Source organism: Hyalangium ruber (genome assembly GCF_034259325.1).
GTDB lineage: Bacteria > Myxococcota > Myxococcia > Myxococcales > Myxococcaceae > Hyalangium_A > Hyalangium_A rubrum.
Genome location: NZ_JAXIVS010000003.1, coordinates 440670 through 460696 on the forward strand (window position 1 = coordinate 440670; position 20027 = coordinate 460696).

At 69.3% G+C, this 20027-nt stretch carries 17 protein-coding genes; 10 read left to right on the forward strand and 7 right to left on the reverse strand.

Annotated elements, in window-relative coordinates; all coding sequences use genetic code 11:
* The first annotated feature begins 31 nt into the window (after window positions 1-31).
* On the forward strand, window positions 32-322 hold the full coding sequence (yhbY, locus tag SYV04_RS10740) for a ribosome assembly RNA-binding protein YhbY (RefSeq protein ID WP_321545591.1): 291 nt from the start codon (window positions 32-34) through the stop codon (window positions 320-322).
* 3 nt (window positions 323-325) lie between these two features.
* On the opposite strand, the gene SYV04_RS10745 is transcribed toward yhbY, so the two are convergent.
* The gene (locus SYV04_RS10745; RefSeq protein WP_321545592.1) at window positions 326-1636 is read right to left on the reverse strand and encodes a hypothetical protein; all 1311 of its coding nucleotides are present in this window, start codon (window positions 1634-1636) and stop codon (window positions 326-328) included.
* A 176-nt stretch (window positions 1637-1812) separates the two neighbouring features.
* Between SYV04_RS10745 and purF the strand changes: the two genes are divergently transcribed.
* Window positions 1813-3279: an amidophosphoribosyltransferase gene (gene purF, locus SYV04_RS10750; protein ID WP_321545593.1), complete on the forward strand. Its 1467-nt coding sequence runs from the start codon at window positions 1813-1815 to the stop codon at window positions 3277-3279.
* A gap of 63 nt (window positions 3280-3342) precedes the next feature.
* On the opposite strand, the gene SYV04_RS10755 is transcribed toward purF, so the two are convergent.
* Entirely contained in the window at window positions 3343-3579 is a 237-nt protein-coding gene (locus tag SYV04_RS10755; protein WP_321545594.1) for a hypothetical protein, read from the reverse strand.
* Between the two features lie 75 nt (window positions 3580-3654).
* Window positions 3655-4659: an RluA family pseudouridine synthase gene (locus SYV04_RS10760; protein ID WP_321545595.1), complete on the reverse strand. Its 1005-nt coding sequence runs from the start codon at window positions 4657-4659 to the stop codon at window positions 3655-3657.
* A 188-nt stretch (window positions 4660-4847) separates the two neighbouring features.
* On the opposite strand from SYV04_RS10760, the gene SYV04_RS10765 reads away from it, so the two are divergent.
* Complete coding sequence (locus tag SYV04_RS10765) at window positions 4848-6935, forward strand: PAS domain-containing sensor histidine kinase (RefSeq protein WP_321545596.1); 2088 nt, start codon at window positions 4848-4850, stop codon at window positions 6933-6935.
* 16 nt (window positions 6936-6951) lie between these two features.
* Here the strand turns inward: SYV04_RS10765 and wecB are convergent, their stop codons facing one another.
* Window positions 6952-8079 carry a non-hydrolyzing UDP-N-acetylglucosamine 2-epimerase gene (gene wecB / locus SYV04_RS10770; RefSeq protein WP_321545597.1) on the reverse strand — a complete coding sequence of 376 codons (1128 nt, stop codon included), beginning with the start codon at window positions 8077-8079 and terminating at the stop codon, window positions 6952-6954.
* A 94-nt stretch (window positions 8080-8173) separates the two neighbouring features.
* Here wecB and kdsB point away from each other — a divergent pair, with 94 nt between their 5' ends.
* On the forward strand, window positions 8174-8935 hold the full coding sequence (gene kdsB, locus SYV04_RS10775; RefSeq protein WP_321545598.1) for a 3-deoxy-manno-octulosonate cytidylyltransferase: 762 nt from the start codon (window positions 8174-8176) through the stop codon (window positions 8933-8935).
* Here kdsB and SYV04_RS10780 read toward each other — a convergent pair.
* Both SYV04_RS10780 and SYV04_RS10785 read right to left on the reverse strand, forming a co-directional pair.
* Window positions 8915-12139 carry a fused MFS/spermidine synthase gene (locus SYV04_RS10780; RefSeq protein ID WP_321545599.1) on the reverse strand — a complete coding sequence of 1075 codons (3225 nt, stop codon included), beginning with the start codon at window positions 12137-12139 and terminating at the stop codon, window positions 8915-8917. The two genes, kdsB and SYV04_RS10780, sit on opposite strands and share 21 nt — an antisense overlap.
* Window positions 12140-12245: 106 nt before the next feature.
* Window positions 12246-13094, reverse strand: a complete 849-nt coding sequence (locus SYV04_RS10785) for an aldo/keto reductase (RefSeq protein WP_321545600.1) — start codon at window positions 13092-13094, stop codon at window positions 12246-12248.
* A 181-nt stretch (window positions 13095-13275) separates the two neighbouring features.
* Between SYV04_RS10785 and SYV04_RS10790 the strand changes: the two genes are divergently transcribed.
* The 6 genes from SYV04_RS10790 (at window position 13276) to SYV04_RS10815 (ending at window position 19352) form a co-directional block, all read left to right on the forward strand.
* A complete protein-coding gene (locus tag SYV04_RS10790; RefSeq protein ID WP_321545601.1) occupies window positions 13276-14949 on the forward strand; it encodes an ABC transporter ATP-binding protein in 1674 nt (557 codons plus the stop codon).
* Window positions 14950-15367: 418 nt separating this feature from the next.
* A complete protein-coding gene (locus SYV04_RS10795) occupies window positions 15368-15544 on the forward strand; it encodes a hypothetical protein (RefSeq protein WP_321545602.1) in 177 nt (58 codons plus the stop codon).
* A gap of 79 nt (window positions 15545-15623) precedes the next feature.
* Window positions 15624-17264: a CTP synthase gene (locus SYV04_RS10800; protein ID WP_321545603.1), complete on the forward strand. Its 1641-nt coding sequence runs from the start codon at window positions 15624-15626 to the stop codon at window positions 17262-17264.
* Window positions 17261-18082, forward strand: a complete 822-nt coding sequence (gene kdsA / locus SYV04_RS10805; RefSeq protein ID WP_321545604.1) for a 3-deoxy-8-phosphooctulonate synthase — start codon at window positions 17261-17263, stop codon at window positions 18080-18082. Before SYV04_RS10800 ends, kdsA begins: the two co-directional genes overlap by 4 nt.
* Window positions 18083-18109: 27 nt before the next feature.
* Window positions 18110-18688: a KdsC family phosphatase gene (locus SYV04_RS10810; protein WP_321545605.1), complete on the forward strand. Its 579-nt coding sequence runs from the start codon at window positions 18110-18112 to the stop codon at window positions 18686-18688.
* A gap of 34 nt (window positions 18689-18722) precedes the next feature.
* The gene (locus SYV04_RS10815; protein ID WP_321545606.1) at window positions 18723-19352 is read left to right on the forward strand and encodes a response regulator; all 630 of its coding nucleotides are present in this window, start codon (window positions 18723-18725) and stop codon (window positions 19350-19352) included.
* A gap of 77 nt (window positions 19353-19429) precedes the next feature.
* On the opposite strand, the gene SYV04_RS10820 is transcribed toward SYV04_RS10815, so the two are convergent.
* Window positions 19430-19867, reverse strand: a complete 438-nt coding sequence (locus tag SYV04_RS10820; protein ID WP_321545607.1) for an Hsp20/alpha crystallin family protein — start codon at window positions 19865-19867, stop codon at window positions 19430-19432.
* Window positions 19868-20027 lie beyond the last annotated feature (160 nt).

The following is a 20027-nucleotide window of genomic DNA, read 5'->3' on the forward strand; positions in this document are numbered from 1 at the left end:
GAGTGCGCCTCACGCCACTGAAGGAGACGACGTGCCGCTCACCGGCAAGCAGCGCCGCGCCCTGCGCGCGAAGGGGCACCACCTGGAGCCCGTGGTTCTCGTAGGTCAGTCCGGCGTCACCGAGGGCGTGCTGAGCGCCCTGACGCAGGCGCTGAACGACCACGAGCTCATCAAGGTGAAGATCAACGAGGGCCCGGAGACGCGGCACGAGGCCGCCGAGCGCATGGCACAGGGCACCGGCTCGGAGCTGGTGCAGCTGCTGGGGCGCACGGCGCTGCTCTTCAAGAAGCGCAAGGAGGACTCGGAGTTCGACGACCTGTGAGCCCTACGGCTCGCGGGTGAAGCCCGCGGCCTCGGAAGCGCTCTGGGCCGCGGCGCCCAGGCGCTCGAGGAGCGTGGGGCCGAAGTACTGACGCTTGGACTCGCCGGCCTTCTGAGCCACCTGCTCGGGCGTGTCCACATAGCCGATGTAGTCTCCGGAGAGCCCCAGCACGCGCGTGGCGCCGGTGCGCTGGAGCAGCACCTGGCCCGCTCCCATGGTGGGCTCACCGGGGAGCGTGAGCAGCTCCAGGGGCCCCAGCGCGAGTGCATTCACCGCGGCCACCCGGGCGGAGGAGTGGCACAGGAAGTTGTCCCCAGCGGCCCGGGTGAGGGCGGGCACCAGCCGGGAGGAGTCCGGCCGAGGCAGCGCCACCTCCGCGCGCGCCAGCGCCAGCCGCGTCGGCCCCGGAACGGCCGAGGGCACGGCCTTGTCCACCAACCCCGAGAGCGCCTGGGCGAAGGCCGCCGCGCGCTCCACGCCCTGTCCCTCATTGAAGGCCACGGAGGCGTTGCCCACGGCCCCCTGGAGCACGAGCACCACCCCGCCCCCGGCCTCGCGAAGTTCGCTGAGGCGACCCGGATAGTCCGGGTCCACGGAGGCATGCTGGCGGGGTACCAGGGTGGGGTGCGCGGCGAGCAGGAGCAGCTCGGCGACAGGCCCCGACGCCCCCCGGAAGACGACCCGGGTGAGCACGCCATCCGGAGGCTCGCCACCCGAGCGCGAGTAGACGAAGCCCGGCTCACGCGCCTCGCCCACCTCCAATGTCGCGTCCGTGAGCGTGGCGGCGGCCTGCCTGAGCGCCTCCAGGGCCGCGGAGCTGACCGCGCTCAGGGAGTCGTCCCGGTAGCGCCCGGTGCCCGCGATCTGGGCCACCAGCCGCGAGTCATAGCCACCCAAGGACGAGTGCGTGTGCGTGGCGAACACCAGCACGTCGTTGATGCCCAGCTCCGCGCCTCGCAGGCGGAGGGGCTCCACCAGGTTCGCCGTCACCGACAGCAGCTCCAGGGAGACGAGGCCCACGCGCACCTCGCCCACCTGCACCACGACGGCGCGGGCGTGGGGAGCCGGCGCGGCCTGGGAGGCCTCGGGACGCGGAGGCGGGTAGCCGGCGACGACGACGGGAAAAGGCGGCTGCAGCGGCACCCGAGCAGCCCCGACCTTCAAGGCCCCCTCGGCGCGGGTGTTGAGCATGAGCGCTGGAGGGCGGGTCTCCCACCGCCCGCACCAGTTCCACGAGGCGATGGCATACGCCGCGCCCGCAGTGAGCAGCGCGAAGGGCAGCAGGGAGCGCAGGAGGCGGCGTCTCGAGGCCATGCGGGGCGGAAGCCTAACCGTTCAGGTTTTCCGGGGGCTGGCTATCGCACAGCCACCACGCGGGCCCTCCCCTGCCCGCCCGCCCACACGCTCCGACCTGGGGTGGGTGGAATACCCAGCAGAAGGGAGAGGGTTCCTGTTCCGCTGTGCGCTCGAAAAGGGGATAAGGCGCCACCATGTGCGGCATCTTCGGAATCATCGGACATCCCGAGGCCTCGAACCTCACGTACCTGGGTCTGCACGCGCTGCAGCACCGCGGGCAGGAGTCGGCCGGCATCGTCGCGTCTGACGGGCGCCAGCTGCGCTCGCATCGGCAGATGGGGCTGGTGGCGGACATCTTCGGCGCGCCGACGCTGGAGAAGCTGCCAGGCAACGCCTCGATCGGCCACGTGCGCTACTCCACGGCGGGCGTCAGCCAGCTCAAGAACGCCCAGCCGCTGTCGGTGGAGTACGCGGGCGGGCAGATGGCCGTGGCGCACAACGGCAACCTGGTGAACGCCAAGGAGCTGCGGACGTCGCTGGAGGCCGACGGAGCCATCTTCCAGTCGGACTCGGACACCGAGGTCGTCATCCACCTCATCGCCCGCTCGCGGCAGCCCACCTTCGAGAAGAAGGTCATCGAGGCGCTGAGCAAGGTGAAGGGGGCCTACAGCCTGCTGTTCCTCACGCAGGGGCAGCTGGTGGCGGTGAGAGACCCGTACGGCTTCCGGCCGCTGGTGCTGGGGCGGCTGCGCAACAGCTACGTGCTGGCCAGCGAGACGACGGCGTTGGACCTCATCGAGGCGGAGTACATCCGCGAGCTCGAGGCCGGCGAGATGGTCGTCATCGACGCGCAGGGCATGCGCACCAGCCAGCCCTTCGTGCCGACGCGGCTGGGGCGCTGCATCTTCGAGCACGTGTACTTCGCCAAGCCGGACTCGGTGCTGTTCGGCACGAGCGTGTACGAGACGCGCAAGGAGCTGGGGCGACAGCTGGCGCGCGAGCAGCCCGCGCCGGGAGCGGACCTGGTCATCGCCGTGCCGGACTCGGGAGTGCCGGCGGCGATCGGCTTCTCGCAGGTGAGCGGGATCCCGTATGACGTGGGGCTCATCCGCAGCCACTACGTGGGGCGCACGTTCATCGAGCCGCAGCAGTCGATCCGTCACTTCGGCGTGAAGCTGAAGCTGTCGGCGGTGCGGCAGGTGCTCAAGGGCAAGCGCGTGGTGGTGGTGGACGACTCGATCGTGCGCGGCACCACGAGCCGGAAGATCGTCAAGATGCTGAAGGCGGCCGGGGCGGTGGAGGTCCACCTGCGCATCTCGTCTCCGCCGACGAGCTGGCCCTGCTACTACGGCATCGACACGCCGAGCCGGCAGGAGCTGATCGCCTCCAACCACTCGACGGAGGAGATCGCCCGCTACGTGACGGCGGACACCCTGGGCTACCTCTCGCTGGAGGGGCTGGGCGCGGCGGTGGGCGACAAGGAGCGCAACACCTTCTGCACGGCGTGCTTCTCCGGAAAGTACCTGGCCGGAGAGCTGAGCGAGGCGGCGGCTGCGGCCAACGCCAAGGCAGCAACCGCGGCGAGCGCCGAGCCGAATAACGCCGAGGCGGCGGTGGCCACGGGCCCGACGATGCCCGCGGGCAAGCAGCTCACGGCCTGAGCGCACGTGCATGGAAGCCGCCCTCCCCTCTCCCGTGCGGAGAGGGGGCGGGGTGAGCGCTGCTCAGTGCTTGTTGTCGAAGGCGATGCCCTTCTTCACCTCATCGATGGCGTCCTTGGTGCTCTGGATGGCCTTCACGCGGTGCCCCCCCTTATCGGAGGCAGCCTTCTCCAGGGAGTCGAGCGCGGACTGCAGGTGGACCAGGGCATCCTTCATGCGAGGCTGACGGTCGGCATAGGCCTGGGTGGCGAAGCCTCCGAGGCAGAAGGCGGCGGCGGCGATGAGGAGGGTGCGGCGCATGGGTGACTCCCGAGAGTGGAAAAAGGGTTCGCCTGCATGAACCCAGGCCCCGCGAAAAGGTTGCGGGCCTTTTTTCTACCCCTGAGTTTTCTCGCCGTTCCTGCCCTCCATGAAGTCGACCAGGTCCCCCGGCAGCGGTGAGTCGAACGTCACCCGCTCCCCGGTCCCCGGATGGGGAAAGGAGAGATGGGCGGCGTGGAGCGCGTGGCGGGGCAGGCGCAGGCGCACCCAGGCCTCGGGCTCCAGGCAGTGCTTGCTGAAACGGTCGAAGTAGCCCGGATCGGGGCCGTACATCTTGTCCCCCACGAGGGGAAAGCCCGCCGCGTGCAGGTGAATGCGGATCTGGTGCTGGCGACCCGTCTCCGGATAGCAGCGCAGCAGGGCGAAGGGCTCCCCGTCGCGGGTGAAGCGCTGGAGCACCTGGAAGCGGGTGCGACTCTCCTTGCCCTGCACGGCGTCGATGCGCACGGCGATGCGGATGAGCGCGGTGCCCTCGGCGATGGGCGCGTCCACGAAGAAGGTGTCCTCGGGCGGGTGGCCCTCGCAGATGGCGAGATACTCCTTATGGACGTCGCGAGAGACGAAGAGACGCCCCAGCACGCGGCACGACTCGGTGGTGCGCCCACAGACGACGAGCCCGCTCGTCTCGCGGTCCAGGCGGTGGGCGGGCTCGGCGAAGTGCTCGCCAAAGCGCTCCCGCAGCAAGGTCGTCAACGTGCCCGTCTGGTAGCGGGCGCTGGGGTGGATGGGCAGGCCCGCGGGCTTGTCGAGCACGAGGAGCCAGTCGTCCTGGAAGGCGATCGGCAGCTCGGTCGGCGTGTCCGGCTCGTCGCTGGCGCGGCGGCGGATGCTGAAGATGAGCCCCGGGTAGACCAGCGTGGAGGGCGTGAGGCGGTGCTCACAGATGAGGCCCCGCTGGATGATGCCCCGGATGCGCGCGAGGGACAGGCGGCGGATCTTCTCGTTGAGGTAGCGGTCCAAGCGCCAGCCGGCGTAGTTGGGCTCCACGACGTACTCGATGTCGACGTAGCCCTCGGCCGCCTCGCCCGAGGTAGGGATTTCCGCGCTCTTCTCGCTCATGCCGCCGGCCCCCTCCTAACACGGGCCGGAGCGCCACGCAGGAGGGCTCCGCCCCTCGCCCAGCAACCAGGGCAGCCATCCCACCCCGAGTCCGAGTATGATGGCTCCCTACCTCAGAGGTCCTGATGTCCCCACCCAAAGGCCTGGCTCCACTCTCTCAAGAAGAGCGCGCCCCAGGGCAAGGGGGCATGCGTGTGACGTCGGAGGAGCCTCCAGCCCGCGACTCCGGGGTGTGGGCCGCGATGGAGCTCCAGACGGAGTTCCATCGGGGAGGTGACGTGCGGCAGCTCTGCGCCCGGCTGCTCGGGTTGCTCCTCGAACAGACCCGGAGCGGGTACGGGTTCGTGGGCGAGCTCTTCCCGGAGGCGGCGTCCGCTCCCCGCTTCCGGGCCCTGGCCTCCACGCCTACGTGTTGGATGGACGCGCTGGAGCGCGCCCCGGACTCAGAGCTCGCCGCGCTCTTCAATGATGCTTCGGCCCTCCGGGGCCTCCCGCTCTCACCGGGAGGCGCCCCCGTGAGCACCTTCCTGCTCTTGCCCCTCGAGGTGCGGCGGGAGCGGGTGGGGATGATCGGCCTGGCGAACCGACCCGGCGGCTATGACGCCGAGCTCATCGGCGCCCTCCAGCCCCTGCTGACCGTTGGGGCCGTCCTCGTGCAGGGCTCGCACGCCGAGCAGCGGCGGCAACGGACCGAGGAGGCGCTACGGCAGGCCCAGGCGAACACGGAGCGCCTGAGCCTGGCTCTAGGCTGCGTGGAGGATGGCTTCTGGGAGCTGGACCTCCCCACCGAGACGCTGCACCCGAGCCGACGCTTCCTGGAGCTGGTGGGCAAACTCCCCGGCGAGCTGGAGCACACCATCGCCGCGTGGGGCCGCCTGTGCCACCCCGAGGACGTGGCGGAGGTCCAGCGCATGTTCGCAGAGCAGCCGGGAGGAGACGCGCCCCGCATCCAGTTCACCTACCGGGCGCGGCGCCCCGATGGCACCTGGGCGTGGATCCTCTGCCGGGCCCAGGTGGTGGAGCGCGATGCGCAGGGCCGTGCGGTGCGGGTGATGGGCACCGACTTCGACATCACCGTCCACAAGCAGACCGAGGAGCGCCTGAGCGCGCTGATCCAGGCCATCCCGGACCTCATCTTTCGCATCGGCGTCGATGGCACCTTCATCGACTACAACGCCGGGAACCCGGAGCCGACGGCGCTGCCGCCCTCGGTGTTCCTGGGCAAGCGCATCCAGGACCTGCCTCTGCCCAAGCCCTTCATCGAGCTGACGCTCACCCAGGTACAGCGGGTCATCCGCGAGGGCGGCACGGCCGTCTACGAGTACCAGCTGGGCAAGCCGCCCTTGGGGCTCCAGCACTACGAGGCACGCGCGGTCCGCAGCGGGCCGGACGAGGCCGTCTGCATCGTGCGCAACATCACCGAGCGCAAGCTCTCCGAGGAGCGCCAGGCGCAGCTCATCCAGGGCGAGAAGCTGGCGCTGATGGGACAGCTCGCCGCGGGCGTCGCGCACGAGATCAACAACCCGGTGAGCTACGTGACGAGCAACCTGCGCTCCCTGGGCCGATACCTGACGGACCTCACGCCGCTGCTGCGCTCCCAGCGCGAGCTCATGGACAGCCTGAAGCGAGGTGAGCCGCCCCCGGCGGAGCAGCTCACGCGGGCGCGCGAGCTGTGGGCGGGACAGGACACGGAGTTCCTGCTCCAGGACATGACGGACATCGTCCGGGAGTCGCTGGATGGCTCGCGGCGCATCAAGGAGATCGCCCAGGGCCTGCGCACCTTCTCCCGCGAGGAGGAGGAGCAGCCCCAGCACGTGGACCTGAACGAGGAGCTGGAGTCCACGCTGCGGATGGTCTGGAACGAGCTGAAGTACAAGTGCGAGCTCAAGCGCGACTTCGGCGAGCTGCCGCTCGTCGCCTGCTACCCCACCCAGCTCGCGCAGGTCTTCACCAACCTGCTGGTCAACGCCTCGCAGGCCATCGAGAAGTGGGGAGAGATCCGCGTCCGCACGCGGCAGGAGGGTGACGAGGTGGTGGTGAGCATCTCGGACACGGGCAAGGGAATGGACCCGGAGACACTGGCCCGGCTCGCCACCCCCTTCTTCACCACCAAGCCCCGCGGCCAGGGCACGGGGCTGGGGCTCTACGTCAGCTACGGCATCATCGCCCGGCACAAGGGGCGCGTCGAAGTGCGGAGCGAGCCGGGCAAGGGCACCACCTTCACCCTGCACCTGCCGCTCGTCCAGGAGGAGCGGCCCTCGGGCGCCATGGCCTGAGGGCCGGCCACGGCTGTCACGCCGTGGCGCGCAGCTCCTCGGAGCCCGCGCCCAGCACGCGCTCGTACAGCTCGGCGATGCGCTCGGCGGAGCGCCCATCCCACAGCGCCGGCACCCGGCCCTGCTTGCCCTGGCCGTCGAGGATGCGGTCCGCCTCCTGGCTGATGCGCACCGGGTCGGTGCCGACGACGAGGTTGGTGCCCTGCTCCACGGTGATGGGGCGCTCGGTGTTCTCGCGCAGCGTGAGGCACGGCACGCCCAGCGCCGTGGACTCCTCCTGAAGGCCGCCCGAGTCGGTGAGGATGAGCCGAGCCTGCGAGGTGAGCGCGAGGAACTCCAGGTAGCCCATGGGCTCCACGAGGCGCAGCGCCGGAGTGCGCTCGAGCATGCCGCTCAGGCCCTGGTCGGCCAACATCTTGCGCGTGCGCGGGTGGACCGGAAAGAGGATGGGCATCCGCCCGGCCACGTGGGCCAGCGCGGACAGGAGCCCGCCCAGCACCTTCGGATCATCCACGTTGGAGGCCCGGTGGAGCGTACACACCGCGTAGTTGCCGGCGGTGAGCCCCAGCTCCTGGAGCGTGGAGAGCTTCTCGGCCTGGGCCTTGGAGGCGAGCAGCGTGTCGATCATCACGTTGCCCACGAAGTGGATGCGGGACGGGTCCACGCCCTCCTTGAGGAGGTTGGCGTCGCCATCCTGAGAGGGCGTGAGGAGCAGGTCCGCGAGTCGGTCCGTGACGATGCGGTTGATCTCCTCGGGCATGGTGGTGTCGAAGCTGCGCAGGCCCGCCTCCACGTGGGAGATGCGGATGCCCATCTTCGAGGCCACCAGGGCGCCGGCCAGGGTGCTGTTGACGTCACCCACCACGGAGACGAGGTCTGGCTTCTCGCGCAGGAAGACCTTCTCCAGCTCGATCATGATGCGGGCGGTCTGCTCCGCGTGGCTGCCCGAGCCGATGCCCAGGTAGACGTCCGGCGCGGGCATGCCCAGGTCGGTGAAGAAGACATCACTCATCTTCACGTCGTAGTGCTGGCCGGTGTGGACGAGGATCTGCGAGAGCCGACCGCGCTGGGCGATGGCCTTGTGGATGGGCGCCACCTTCATGAAGTTGGGGCGCGCGCCGACGATATGGAGAACCTTCTTCATGGCCCGGGGAAGCTAGGCACGGTCTGTCCGGTGGCCAGTGTCGGGGGCCCATCAGTGCGGGCGAGGCGTCCTGAATCTGATAGACGGGCCGGCCATGGCCTCTCTCCGGACCGTCGCCGTCATCCCCGCCCGCCATGCCAGCACCCGCTTCCCTGGCAAGCCGCTCGCCCTCATCGCCGGCCGGGCCATGGTGGAGCATGTGTGGCGCCGCTGTCAGGAATCCCACGCCTTCGATGAGGTGCTGGTGGCCACGGACGATGTGCGCATCCAGGAGGCGGTGGCGCGCTTCGGCGGCACGGCGGTGATGACGAGCCCCGACTGCGCCACGGGGACGGACCGGGTGGCGGAGGTGGCGCGGGGCCGCCCGGGCGTGGACGTGTGGGTGAACGTGCAGGGCGACGAGCCGCTGTTGGACCCGGAGGCGCTGAAGGTGCTGGCGGGGCTGTTCTCGGACTCGGCCGTGGAGATGGGCACGCTGGTCCGGCCGCTGGAGGCCGCCGAGGTGCCCAACCCGAACGTGGTGAAGGCGGTGCTGGCGCGCAACGGGGACGCGCTCTACTTCAGCCGGGCGGCGCTGCCCTTCATCCGGGAGGCGGGGCACGAGGGCAGCGTGCAGCGGTGGGCGCACATCGGCCTGTACGGCTATCGGCACGAGACGCTGCGGAAGCTGGCCTCGCTGACCCCTACGCCTCTGGAAGAGGCGGAGAAGCTGGAGCAACTCCGGGCGCTGGAGCACGGCCTGCGCATCCGCTGCGGGCAGGTGCGCTGGAGCACGGTGGCCGTGGACGTGCCCGAGGACGTAGCCCGCGTGGAGGCGGTGCTGCGCGCCCGGGGCTCAGGGCCCGCTGTCTTGTGAGCTCGCGGACGCGGGGGCCTCGGGCTCCTCCTGGCGCTGGCCGCCGGGCCCCGCCATCTCCCCCTCCCAGAGCAGGGGCGGCTCATCGACGAGGAAGGCGCTGAGCGAGGCCATGGCCTGCTCGCGCAGCGGATCCTTGTGGTGCTCGTAGCACTCGTAGCGATCGGCCAGGAAGCGCTGCCGCCACAGCGGGTGCTCCTGGTAGGGCTCGAGCGCCTTCTGACACAGGCCGCCCCAGTCCAACCGGCGAGCCAGGTTCACCCGCACCCGCTGCCGCTCGGCCTGGAGCGCGTAGCCGGCGAACGGCTGCTCCAGGTGGGCGTACAGGCGCAGTCCCAGGGAGCGCTCCTTGCGCGCCAGCTCCTGCGTGGCCTCCAGCAGCAGGGCGGTCACGGTGCGCTGGCCCCAGGGCTCCTTGGACAACCAGACATAGGCCTGCTCGAAGGCGCCCGCCGCCTCGGTCCACCGGCCCTGCCGCAGCCGCAGGACGCCGAGCAGCGCCTCCGCCTCCATGGCCGCCAGGGGCCGCAGCTGCTCGATGAACGGTAGCGCGGCCTCGTCCCCGGTCTGCGCGAGCGCCTGCGACACCCACGTCAGCTCCAGCAGGCCCTTGGGCTGCCACCCACCCTCGCGCCACTTGCTCACGGCCGCCGGGAAGTCCCCGCGCTGAACCAGCTTGATGAACTCCTGGTGGCCCACGGTGGCACGGTCGGGGTTCTGCGGCTGCGTCAACAGCACGCCCCGGGTGGCGGTCGCCACGGTCACGCGCTGCACCTCCACGCGCGCCCAGTCGACCGCGCCCCGGCTCAGGGCGGGCTGCGAGGCCTGCAGGGAGAGGGCCCCGGTGCGCAGCATGGCGGGAATCTTCGAGGACTCCGAGCGCCCCACCGTCCGGGCGATGGCGAACTCCATGAAGGACAGATCATCGGTGTTGATGAAGGCCTCGTGGCCCTCCGCCAGCTTCCGGGCCAGCGCGTCACTGCCGATGTAGTGGGCCAGCACGCCCTCCAGCTCGTCGGTGGACCACGCGACGAGGGCGGCCTTGCGGAAGGGCTCCTGGGCCAGCCGCGCCCGCATCCGGTCGGCGTCGTAGACGATGGGCGCCTCGGTGGCGACCAGCAGCAAGTCACCCCCGTTGGTCTGCCACGTCTCCACCGCCGGGAACTCCGAGGCGAGCGTGGCGTAGGCGCTCCGCACCGTCGTGGCGTCGATCTCATACGCCTGGAGCCACTGGATGAAGATGCCGCCCGGGGCCATGCGCTGCCGCACCGCCTGGTAGAAGTCCTGGGTGAAGAGGCTGGAGATGCCGGCGCGGTAGGGGTTGGAGGGCTCGGACAGGATGATGTCGTAGCGCTGCTTCGAGGCGAGCAGCACCTCGCGCGCATCCCCGATGAAGGTGTGAACCTTGGGGTTGGACATCACGTTCATGTTCACCGGCGCGGCGTGCTCGGCGAACTTGAGGATGGCAGGCTCGATCTCCACCACATCCACCCGCTCCACGTCCGGCACGGCGCCGATCCACCCGGCGGAGCTGCCCGTGCCCAGGCCGATGACGAGCGCCTGGCGCGGCTGCGGGTGGAGGAGCATGCCCACCATCCCGCTCATCACCTGGGTGGACGCATCCCCGATGCTGTTCCCGTCCGACTTGCCGTTCACGTAGAAGGCGCTGCCATCCTTCACGAGCACGCCCACGCTGCTCTCGACGCCCTCGAACTCCAGCATCAGCTCGCGCTGCGGGGTGCTGGCCCACTCGCGCAGCCGGTTGAAGGTGGGGCGCTCCAGCCGGGCACGTCCCGCGCCGATGGGGTTGTGCCGCCAGGCGGCGCTGGGACCGGGCGCCATGAGCATCATCACGGCCAGGGCGCCCGCGACGGCGGGCAGCCACAATCTGCCGACCTGCCGCTCGCGGAGCAGCGCCAGCACCAGGGCCGCCGCGCCGAGCACCAGCAGCAGGCCGACCACGAGCCGCCACGTTCCAGGAGCTGTCAGCAGCGGCATCACCCCGAAGCCGCCGGCCAGGGAGCCGATGATGGCGCCCACCGTGTTCCACGCGTACGCGAGTCCCACTTCCTTGCCGACGTTCTCCCGCCCACGCCCCAGCAGCGCCAGCAGCAGGGGGAACTGGACGCCGGAGATGAAGGCCGCCGGGAGGATGACGAGCGCAGCCACCGCGGACCAGCTCATCACCAGTCCGATGAAGCCGAAGCCCTCGAGCGAGCGCAGCATCATGGCGAACACCGCCACCCGGTCCCCGAGGGCATAGGGCACGGCGATGAAGAGCGCCTCCGCGAGGCACGTAAGGGCAAAGCCCCGCACCGTGGCGGGCCGGTCCCGTCCCCATGCCGCGTAGGCACCGCCTCCCAGGCCGATGCCCAGCAGCGCGATGATGAGGATGAGCCCGAAGGTGAAGGTGGAGCCCCCCAGCAGCGGGCTGAGCATTCGGTACCAGACCAGCTCCATCAGCAGGAAGGCGAAGCCCACCGCGGCGGCGGCGGCCAGCACGAACGTGCGCGGGGGCGGAGCGAAGCGGGCGGGCTCGGCCTCGGGAGCGGGCTCGGCGGCAGCGGAGGAAGCCTCCTGCTCCGGCATCGAGCGCGACATGACCCGGGCCGCCATGGCGATGAGCCCATTGAGGAGACAGGCCAGCCACAGCGTCTGCTGGGTTCCGAAGACCTCGAAGAGGAAGAAGGTGGACAGGGCCGCTCCGGCCACGGCGCCCAGGGTGTTCACTCCATAGAGCACGGCCAGCGCGCGCCGACGCACGTCCCCGGTCGTCTCCGCCGCGCGGGCCACGGCCGGCAGGGTGCCGCCCATCAGCAGCGTAGGCACGGCCAGCAGCAGCGCCGAGAGCACCAGGCGCACCACGCTGCCCCCGGCCATGCCCAGCGCCACGGTGCCGCCCAGCGCGACGTACACCTCGCGGGCCAGCCACACGAGAACGGGCGTGGCCGCCGCGCTCAGGGCGATGAGGCCTTCCAGGTTGCCGTACAGCTCCAGTGGGCGGCGGTGCTTGTCGGCGCGAGGCCCCAGCAGCGCTCCACCCAGGCCCAGGCCGGCCATGAAGATGGCCAGCACAGCCGCCGACGCGGCGGTGGAGGCGCCAAAGATCAGGCGCAGCTCACGCTGCCACGCGGTCTGGTAGACCAGCGCGCACAACCCCGAGCCAAAGAGGAGCGGGGCAATCTTCCAAGCACGTGCGTTCATGAAATCCTTCGTGGGCGCATACCGAGGCGCCGGGGCGCGGATTAAACCTCGGCGCCTGGAGCCCAGCCAGAACCGGGACCGTGCCTGCTCGCTGGACTGGCTTCACTCAGATGACGGGAAGGTCTCCCGTGTCGTGTCCAAGCGGGAAGGCCGCGTCGATCCGGGCCAGCTCCTCCGCGGACAGCTCCAGCGTGGCGGCCGCTGCGTTGTCGCGCGCATGCGCCTCCTTGCTCGCCTTGGGGATGGCGAACAAAGAAGGCCGGCGAACGAGGAACCGCAGAGCCACCTGGAACGGGCTGGCGCCATGCGCCTTGGCGATGGAGGCCAGCACCCGCCCCCTTGGGCTGTCGGCGCGGGGAAAGCGCCCATTGCCAAAGGGGCTGTAGCCCACGACGGCGATATTGGCGCGCTCGCACCAGGGGAGCACGGTGTGCTCGATGGCGCGCTCCTCCAGGTGGTAGAGCACCTGATTGCAGGCCATGCGGCCCGGACCGGCGATGCGGACGGTCTCCTCCAGCTCCTCGACGCCGAAGTTGCTCACGCCCCAGGAGCGCACCTTGCCGTCCTGAACCAGCTTCTCGAAGGCGCGGACGGTGTCCTCCAGCGGGTGGGCCCCCGGCCAGTGCAGCAGGTAGCAGTCCAGTCGGTCGGTCTTCAGGCGTTGGAGGCTGCGCTCGCACGCCTTCAGGGTCCCCTCGTAGGTGGCGTGGGAGGGCATCACCTTGGAGACCAGGAACACGCTGTCTCGACGACCGGCGATGGCCTCGGAGACGATGGACTCCTCCACCCTGCCCCGGCCGTAGAGTTCCGCCGTGTCGATGTGCGTCATGCCCAGGTCCATGCCGACCTGGAGCGCCCGAACGGCGCTTGCTCGGTCATCGTTCTCCATCTGCCAGGTGCCCTGACCGAGGAACGGAACGGCTACACCCGTGACGCCAAAGACGCGCTTCTCCATGGGTCCCACCCTTTAGCACCTCGCCGCTCGCCGGGCAGCCGAGTCGCCGTCGGGTAACGCTGCGAGTCCAACATCCCCGCGTTAGTCTGGCGCCGTGGAAAAACCCTCCAAGCCCCGACCTCCCTCCAAAGCTACCCTGCGCCGTCTCCTGAGCCTGGCTCGGCCGGAAGTGCGCACGCTGATGCTCGGCACCGTCTTCCTCGCTCTGGGCAGCGGCATGGGGCTGCTGTACCCCCAGGCCATGCGCTTCATCATCGACGAGGCGCTGGGCGAGCGGAACCGAGACCTGATCGACCGGGCCGCGCTGGTGATGCTGGCCATCCTGGCTGTGCAGGCGATCGCGGTGGCGCTGCGCTACTACCTGTTCACCACGGCGGGAGAGCGCGTGGTGACGCGGCTGCGACAGGACCTGTTCGCCAGCCTCATGTCCCAGGAGGTAGGCTTCTTCGATGAGCGCAAGACGGGCGAGCTCACGAACCGCCTGGCCTCGGACACCACGGTGCTGCAGAACACGGTGAGCGCCAACATCTCCATGGTGCTGCGCAACGGGGCGCAGGCGTTGGGCGGCATCGCGATGCTCTTCTACACGTCGCCGGTGCTGACGCTGGTGATGCTGGCGGTGGTGCCGCCGGTGGCGGTGGGTGCGGTGGCCTACGGGCGGCGGGTGCGCAAGCTCTCCAAGGAGGTGCAGGACGCACTGGCCGCCTCCAACGAGGTGGCGGAGGAGAGCCTGTCGGGCGTGCGCACCGTGCGCGCGTTCGCGGCGGAGAAGCAGGAGGTACAGCGCTACCGGGGGGCGGTAGGCAAGGCATTCGAGCTGGCGCGGGGACGCATCCGCCAGTCGGCCACCTTCATGGGCGTGGCCTCCTTCTCGGGCTTCACGGCGGCGGCGGCGGTGCTCTGGTACGGCGGGCGGCTGGTGGTGGATGGGGCGCTGACGGTGGGCGGACTGACCTCCTTCCTCGTGTACTCGCTGTTCGTGGCCTTCGCGCTGGGAGCGTTGACGGAGCTGTGGGCGGACTTCATGCGCGCCTCGGGGGCTGCGGAGCGCGTGTTCGAGCTGATGGACCGCAAGCCTTCCATCCCCATCACCGGGGGAGAGCGCCCGGCGGCCATCCAGGGTCGGGTGGAGCTGCGAGACGTGCGTTTCTCGTATCCGGCGCGCTCGGACGTGCAGGTGCTGCAGGGCATCGATCTGACGATTCAGCCGGGCGAGGTGGTGGCCATCGTCGGTCCCTCGGGCGCGGGTAAGTCGACGATCGCGAGCATGCTGACGCGGCTCTACGATCCGCAGGGTGGCCAGGTGGTGCTGGACGGCAAGGACTTGAAGGCGCTGGATCCGGAGTGGTTGCGCCAGCAGATCGGCATCGTGGCGCAGGAGCCGCTGCTGTTCTCCTCATCCATCGCGGACAACATCCGCTACGGGCGGGCGGGGGCGAGCGACGCGGAGGTGGAGGCGGCGGCGCGAGCAGCCAACGCGCACGACTTCGTCTCGCGGTTCCCAGAGGGCTACAAGACGCTGGTGGGCGAACGGGGCGTGCAACTGTCGGGTGGGCAGAAGCAGCGCGTGGCGATTGCCCGGGCGATGCTGAAGGACCCGCGCCTGCTCATCCTGGACGAGGCCACCAGCGCGCTGGACGCGGAGAGCGAGCACCTGGTGCAGGAGGCGCTGGAGCGGCTGATGAAGGGCCGCACCACGCTGATCATCGCTCACCGGCTCTCCACGGTGATTGGAGCCGACCGGGTAATGGTGCTCGAGGGCGGCCGCGTGGTGCAGAGCGGCAGCCACTCCGCGCTCATGGGGCAGGAGGGCCTCTACCGCCGCTTGGTGGAGCGGCAGTTCGTGGCCGCCTGAAGACCGACCGAGCAGCCCACTACCCCACACTGCGCACATCGATCCCTAGCGCACGTACCCGGGGGCCGATTAATACTGGTGCCGCAGTCGAAAGGAGGTGATGCCTTGACCGACATCAGTCAGGCATCCACCTCCGCTGGCATGGCGGCCTAAGCACCCCACCCAGCGGATGTGGAGCCAAGCAGTGAGGGCCCGTTCCTCCCGCGCGCGCTGTACCCGAAAGGGGCGCCCGGGGAGAACGGGCCTTTTATTTGCCCCTCCTCCGCCCCATTTCTCCTCGGACTCTTCGGGAATGACCTCCCCGGTGCCCTGTTAGCGGCCCCAAGGGGGGAGCCTTCCGTCGTCCTGGAGAATCCCTGTCGTGTCCATTACACCCTGTCCCACACCCCTGCCTTCCGCTCTCCGTGAAGAGGAGGCGGTGGACTCCCAGCGCAACCTCTTCTGCCCTCACTACGACGGCTGCCTGCACCAGGCCGTCAAGCGCGCCTGGGACGGCTGGAGCTGCCGTCACTGTCCTCTGCGGAACTTCCGCGTCGGAATGCCGGAGGCAAGCGAGTACGCCCACTCCCGGCCCCGAGGCCCGGATGGCACCTGAGCCCACCACGCGCCCGAACGGACGACAGCCGACCCCAGAGAATCGTTGACGCACCCCAACCTCCTTGGCAGGAAGGGTCATGCGCTCGAAGAAGACCAAGTACATCTTCGTGACCGGCGGTGTGGTCAGCTCCCTGGGCAAGGGGCTGGCCTCCGCCTCCATCGGCGCCCTGCTGGAGAACCGCGGGCTCAACATCACCCTCATCAAGCTGGACCCGTACATCAACGTGGATCCCGGCACGATGAGCCCCTTCCAGCACGGCGAGGTCTACGTCACCGAGGACGGCGGCGAGACCGACATGGACCTGGGCCACTACGAGCGCTTCACCAACGCTCACATGAGCCGGATGAACAACTTCACCTCCGGCCGCATCTACCACTCCGTCATCATGAAGGAGCGGCGGGGCGAGTACCTCGGCAAGACGGTGCAGGTCATCCCGCACGTCACCGACGAAATCAAAGCCACCATCCGCCAGGCCGCCCAGGACGTGGACGTCGTCATCGTGGAGATCGGCGGCACGGTGGGTGACATCGAGTCGCTGCCCTTCCTCGAGGCCATCCGCCAGATGCGCTACGACGTGGGCAGCGCGAACGCCATCTACATCCACCTCACGCTGCTGCCCTACATCGGCGCGGCTGGCGAGGTGAAGACCAAGCCCACCCAGCACTCGGTGATGAAGCTGCGGGAGATCGGCATCCAGCCCGACTTCCTGCTGTGCCGCACCGACCGGGAAATCTCCCGCGAGCTCAAGGACAAGATCGCCATGTTCTGCAACGTGGACACGGGCAACGTGTTCACCTCGCCGGACGTAAAGAGCATCTACGAGCTGCCGCTGGAGCTGCACCGCCAGGGGCTCGACGAGCGGCTGGCCGAGGTGCTCAACATCTGGAGCCGCGCCCCGCACCTCGAGCGCTGGGACAACATCATCCGCAAGGTGTACGAGCCCGCCCGCGGAGAGGTGAAGGTGGGCATCGTCGGCAAGTACGTGGACCTCAAGGAGAGCTACAAGAGCCTCAACGAGGCGCTGCTCCACGGCGGTATCGCCAACGACGCGCGGGTAAACCTCATCTTCGTGGACTCGCAGGACGTGGAGGCCCAGGGGCCCGAGAAGCTGCTGGCCGGCGTGGACGCCATCCTGGTGCCGGGCGGCTTCGGCGTGCGCGGCACGGAAGGAAAGATCGCCGCCGTGCGCCACGCCCGCGAGAAGAAGATCCCCTTCTTCGGCATCTGCCTGGGCCTGCAGATGGCGGTGGTCGAGTTCAGCCGCGACGTGCTGGGGCTCAAGGAGGCCAACTCCCTGGAGTTCAACGAGCACACCCCGCACCCGGTGGTGACGCTGATGGAGAGCCAGGTGAAGGTGCAGGACAAGGGCGGCACCATGCGCCTGGGCAGCTATGCCTGTGCCCTGCTGCCCGGCTCCCTGGCCCACAAGCTCTACGGGCAGGACACCGTCCAGGAGCGCCACCGCCACCGCTACGAGGTGAACAACGCCTACCGCGGCCGGCTCCAGGAGGCCGGGCTCGTCATCTCCGGCCACAACCCCGAGCTCAATCTGGTGGAGATGATCGAGCTCAAGGATCACCCCTTCTTCATCGGCTGCCAGGCTCACCCCGAGTTCAAGAGCAAGCCGTTCGCTCCCCATCCCCTCTTCTCCGGCTTCATCAAGGCGGCGCTCACCCAGCGTGACGCCACCCGTGGAGCCTCGCAGGTGCAGGCATGATCACCCTCGCCGGCCACTCCGTGGGCCAGGGCCAGAAGCTGTTCGTCATCGCGGGACCGGACGTCATCGAGTCCGAGGAGCTGGCGCTGCGCCACGCCCACCTGCTCAAGGGCATTACCCAGCGGCTGGGCGTGCCGTATGCCTTCAAGTGCTCCTACGACAAGGCCAACCGCACCAGCGGCAAGTCCTTCCGCGGCCCCGGCCTGAAGGAAGGCCTGCGCGTGCTGCGCCGCATCCGCGAGGAGGTGGGCGTGCCCATCCTCACGGACGTCCACGAAAGCTCCCACGTGGGCCCCGCCGCCGAGGTGGTGGACATCATCCAGATTCCCGCCTTCCTGTGCCGGCAGACGGACCTGGTGGAGGCCGTGGCCCGCTCGGGCAAGGGCGTCAACCTCAAGAAGGGCCAGTTCGTCGCCCCCAAGGACATCGTCCACTCGGCGCGCAAGGCCATGGAGGTGGGCAACCCCAACGTGCTCGTCACCGAGCGCGGTGCCTCCTTCGGCTACAACAACCTCGTGGTGGACATGCGCGGCTTCCTCCAGATGCGCGAGGCGGGCCTGGCCGTGTGCTTCGACGCCACCCACTCGGTGCAGCTGCCCTCCGCCGGCAACGGCGAGACGGCCGGTGAGCGCAAGTTCGTCTCACTGCTGGCCCGCGCCGCCGCGGCCGCCGGCATCGACGCGCTCTTCACGGAAGTCCACGAGGACCCGGATCGTGCCCTGTGTGACGGTCCGTGCTCTCTCAATCCCCAGATGTTCGAGGACGTGGTACGAAGTGTGCTGGCCATCCGCCGCGCGCTGGGCCACGAGCCCGCGTAGGCACCTGGGAGGGGACACGCAGCGGCCATGACGGAGACACTTCCCAAGCCGAGCAAGGAAGAGCTGGTGGCCCGCGCGGCACGCGTGCGCCTGCTCGTGTTCGACGTGGACGGAGTGCTCACCGACGGCGGCCTCTATTACGGCCCCAGCGGCGAGGCCATGAAGCGCTTCGATGTAAAGGACGGCCACGCCCTGGTGATGGCCCGCCTGGCGGGCTTGCCGGCCGCCGTGCTCACGGCGCGCAGCTCGTCCATCGTCGATGTCCGTGGGCGCGAGCTGGGACTGGCCGCTATCCTCCAGGGAAAGAAGGAAAAAGGGCCTGCCCTGGACGAACTGCTCACCCAGTTCTCCATACCCGCTGAGTCCTGTGCTTATATGGGGGACGACCTGAACGACCTGGGTCCTATGTCACGGGTAGGATTGTCCGCATGTCCCGCGGATGCTGTACCGGAGGTCCGGCACGAGGCCCATTTCGTGGCTCAGAGCCGGGGCGGCCAGGGAGCCGCCAGGGAATTGGTGGAGCTGTGCTTGAAGGCCAGTGGTCGTTGGGAAGACGTGGTAGGTTTGATGAGACGCTCTGACACTCAGAGCATTCTCAAGGGTTGAAGTAACCTCGGTTTCAAGGTAGGTGTTGAATTCCATGAGCACCGGATCTGGGCAGCCTAAGGAAGAGTTGTTGCCGTCGGGGTCGACGGACAACCTGTACACCACCCACGACATCAGCCGTCTGCTGCAGGTGGACCCGTCGACCGTGAGCAAGTGGATCGACCGGGGCATCCTGATGGCCTTCCGCACTCCGGGCGGCCACCGGCGCGTGCGCTCGGCGGACCTGCGCTCCTTCCTCATCGCCCACCAGATGCCGGTGCCGGATGAGCTGGGCAGCGGCACGGTGAAGCTGCTGGTGGTGGACGACGAGCGCCCCGTGCTCGACGCCATCAAGCGCGCCTTCAAGCCCTACACGGCCCAGGTGGAGTTGCAGACCACCAGCAGCGGCGTGGAAGCGCTGCTGCTCGTGTCGGAGCAGAAGCCGCACGGCATGCTCATCGACTTGAACATGCCGGACATCGACGGTCTCGAGGTCTGCCGTCGCATCCGCGCGCGCAAGCAGATGGAGAGCGTTCGCCTCATCACCATGACCTCCAACCACTCGCCCGAGGTGGTGGAGCAGTCCAAGCAGGCCGGCGCCATCGCGTGCCTGGCCAAGCCCCTGGACGTGCAGCAGGTGCTGGAGCTGTTCCGCATCCCGCTGGCGCTCGGCACCAAGAAGTAGAAAAGGGGCCCCCGCCCTCGCGGCGGAAGCCCCTCTTCCCAGCACCGTCCCCTCTCCCTCTCGGGAGAGGGTCTGGCCTAGCCCTGCACCTTCACCTCGATGACGCGGGGCTTGGACTCCTCCTTGCGCGGCATCGCCAGGGTCAGCACGCCGTTCTCGTAGCGCGCCTCCACCTTGGTGGCGTCCACGGTGTCCGGCAGCTTGAAGGAGCGGGTGTAGACGCCGAAGCCGCGCTCCAGCCTGCGCGCGTTCTCCTTGGCGCCCTGCTCCGCCTTGCGCTCGGAGCGGAGGGTCAGCACGCCCTTCTCCACCTTCACCTCGATGGCCTTCGCGTCATGGCCCGGCAGGTCCACCTGCAGGGTGACGCCGGTCTCGGTCTCGTAGATGTCGGTGGCGGGGGCGAACTCGCGGCCCTGGCGCGTGGCCTGGCCCGTCAGCTCCTGGAAGAGCTGGTCGAAATCCCGCATCACCACGGCACTGTTGCTCAGCTCGAACGGATTCCAACGCGTCTGCATGGTCTTCTCCTCTCCGTGCCGCGGCGCTCCGCGGACGGCACATGATCAGGGTGTGTTCGTTGTCTCGGTCGCCGCCCCGGCTCTCGGGGTTCAGCGCCTCGCAAGACTCAAGAGAACCATGCTTCGAACCATGTCAAGGCGAGGCCCCGGCGAGCCTCGC

Coding starts and splice junctions, on each gene's coding strand:
- SYV04_RS10745 (WP_321545592.1), bottom strand. CDS start 1,636: ATGGCCTCGAGACGCCGCCTCCTGCGCTCCCTGCTGCCCTTCGCGCTG.
- purF (WP_321545593.1), top strand. CDS start 1,813: ATGTGCGGCATCTTCGGAATCATCGGACATCCCGAGGCCTCGAACCTC.
- SYV04_RS10755 (WP_321545594.1), bottom strand. CDS start 3,579: ATGCGCCGCACCCTCCTCATCGCCGCCGCCGCCTTCTGCCTCGGAGGC.
- SYV04_RS10760 (WP_321545595.1), bottom strand. CDS start 4,659: ATGAGCGAGAAGAGCGCGGAAATCCCTACCTCGGGCGAGGCGGCCGAG.
- SYV04_RS10765 (WP_321545596.1), top strand. CDS start 4,848: ATGCGTGTGACGTCGGAGGAGCCTCCAGCCCGCGACTCCGGGGTGTGG.
- wecB (WP_321545597.1), bottom strand. CDS start 8,079: ATGAAGAAGGTTCTCCATATCGTCGGCGCGCGCCCCAACTTCATGAAG.
- kdsB (WP_321545598.1), top strand. CDS start 8,174: ATGGCCTCTCTCCGGACCGTCGCCGTCATCCCCGCCCGCCATGCCAGC.
- SYV04_RS10780 (WP_321545599.1), bottom strand. CDS start 12,139: ATGAACGCACGTGCTTGGAAGATTGCCCCGCTCCTCTTTGGCTCGGGG.
- SYV04_RS10785 (WP_321545600.1), bottom strand. CDS start 13,094: ATGGAGAAGCGCGTCTTTGGCGTCACGGGTGTAGCCGTTCCGTTCCTC.
- SYV04_RS10790 (WP_321545601.1), top strand. CDS start 13,276: ATGCTCGGCACCGTCTTCCTCGCTCTGGGCAGCGGCATGGGGCTGCTG.
- SYV04_RS10800 (WP_321545603.1), top strand. CDS start 15,624: ATGCGCTCGAAGAAGACCAAGTACATCTTCGTGACCGGCGGTGTGGTC.
- kdsA (WP_321545604.1), top strand. CDS start 17,261: ATGATCACCCTCGCCGGCCACTCCGTGGGCCAGGGCCAGAAGCTGTTC.
- SYV04_RS10810 (WP_321545605.1), top strand. CDS start 18,110: ATGACGGAGACACTTCCCAAGCCGAGCAAGGAAGAGCTGGTGGCCCGC.
- SYV04_RS10815 (WP_321545606.1), top strand. CDS start 18,723: ATGAGCACCGGATCTGGGCAGCCTAAGGAAGAGTTGTTGCCGTCGGGG.
- SYV04_RS10820 (WP_321545607.1), bottom strand. CDS start 19,867: ATGCAGACGCGTTGGAATCCGTTCGAGCTGAGCAACAGTGCCGTGGTG.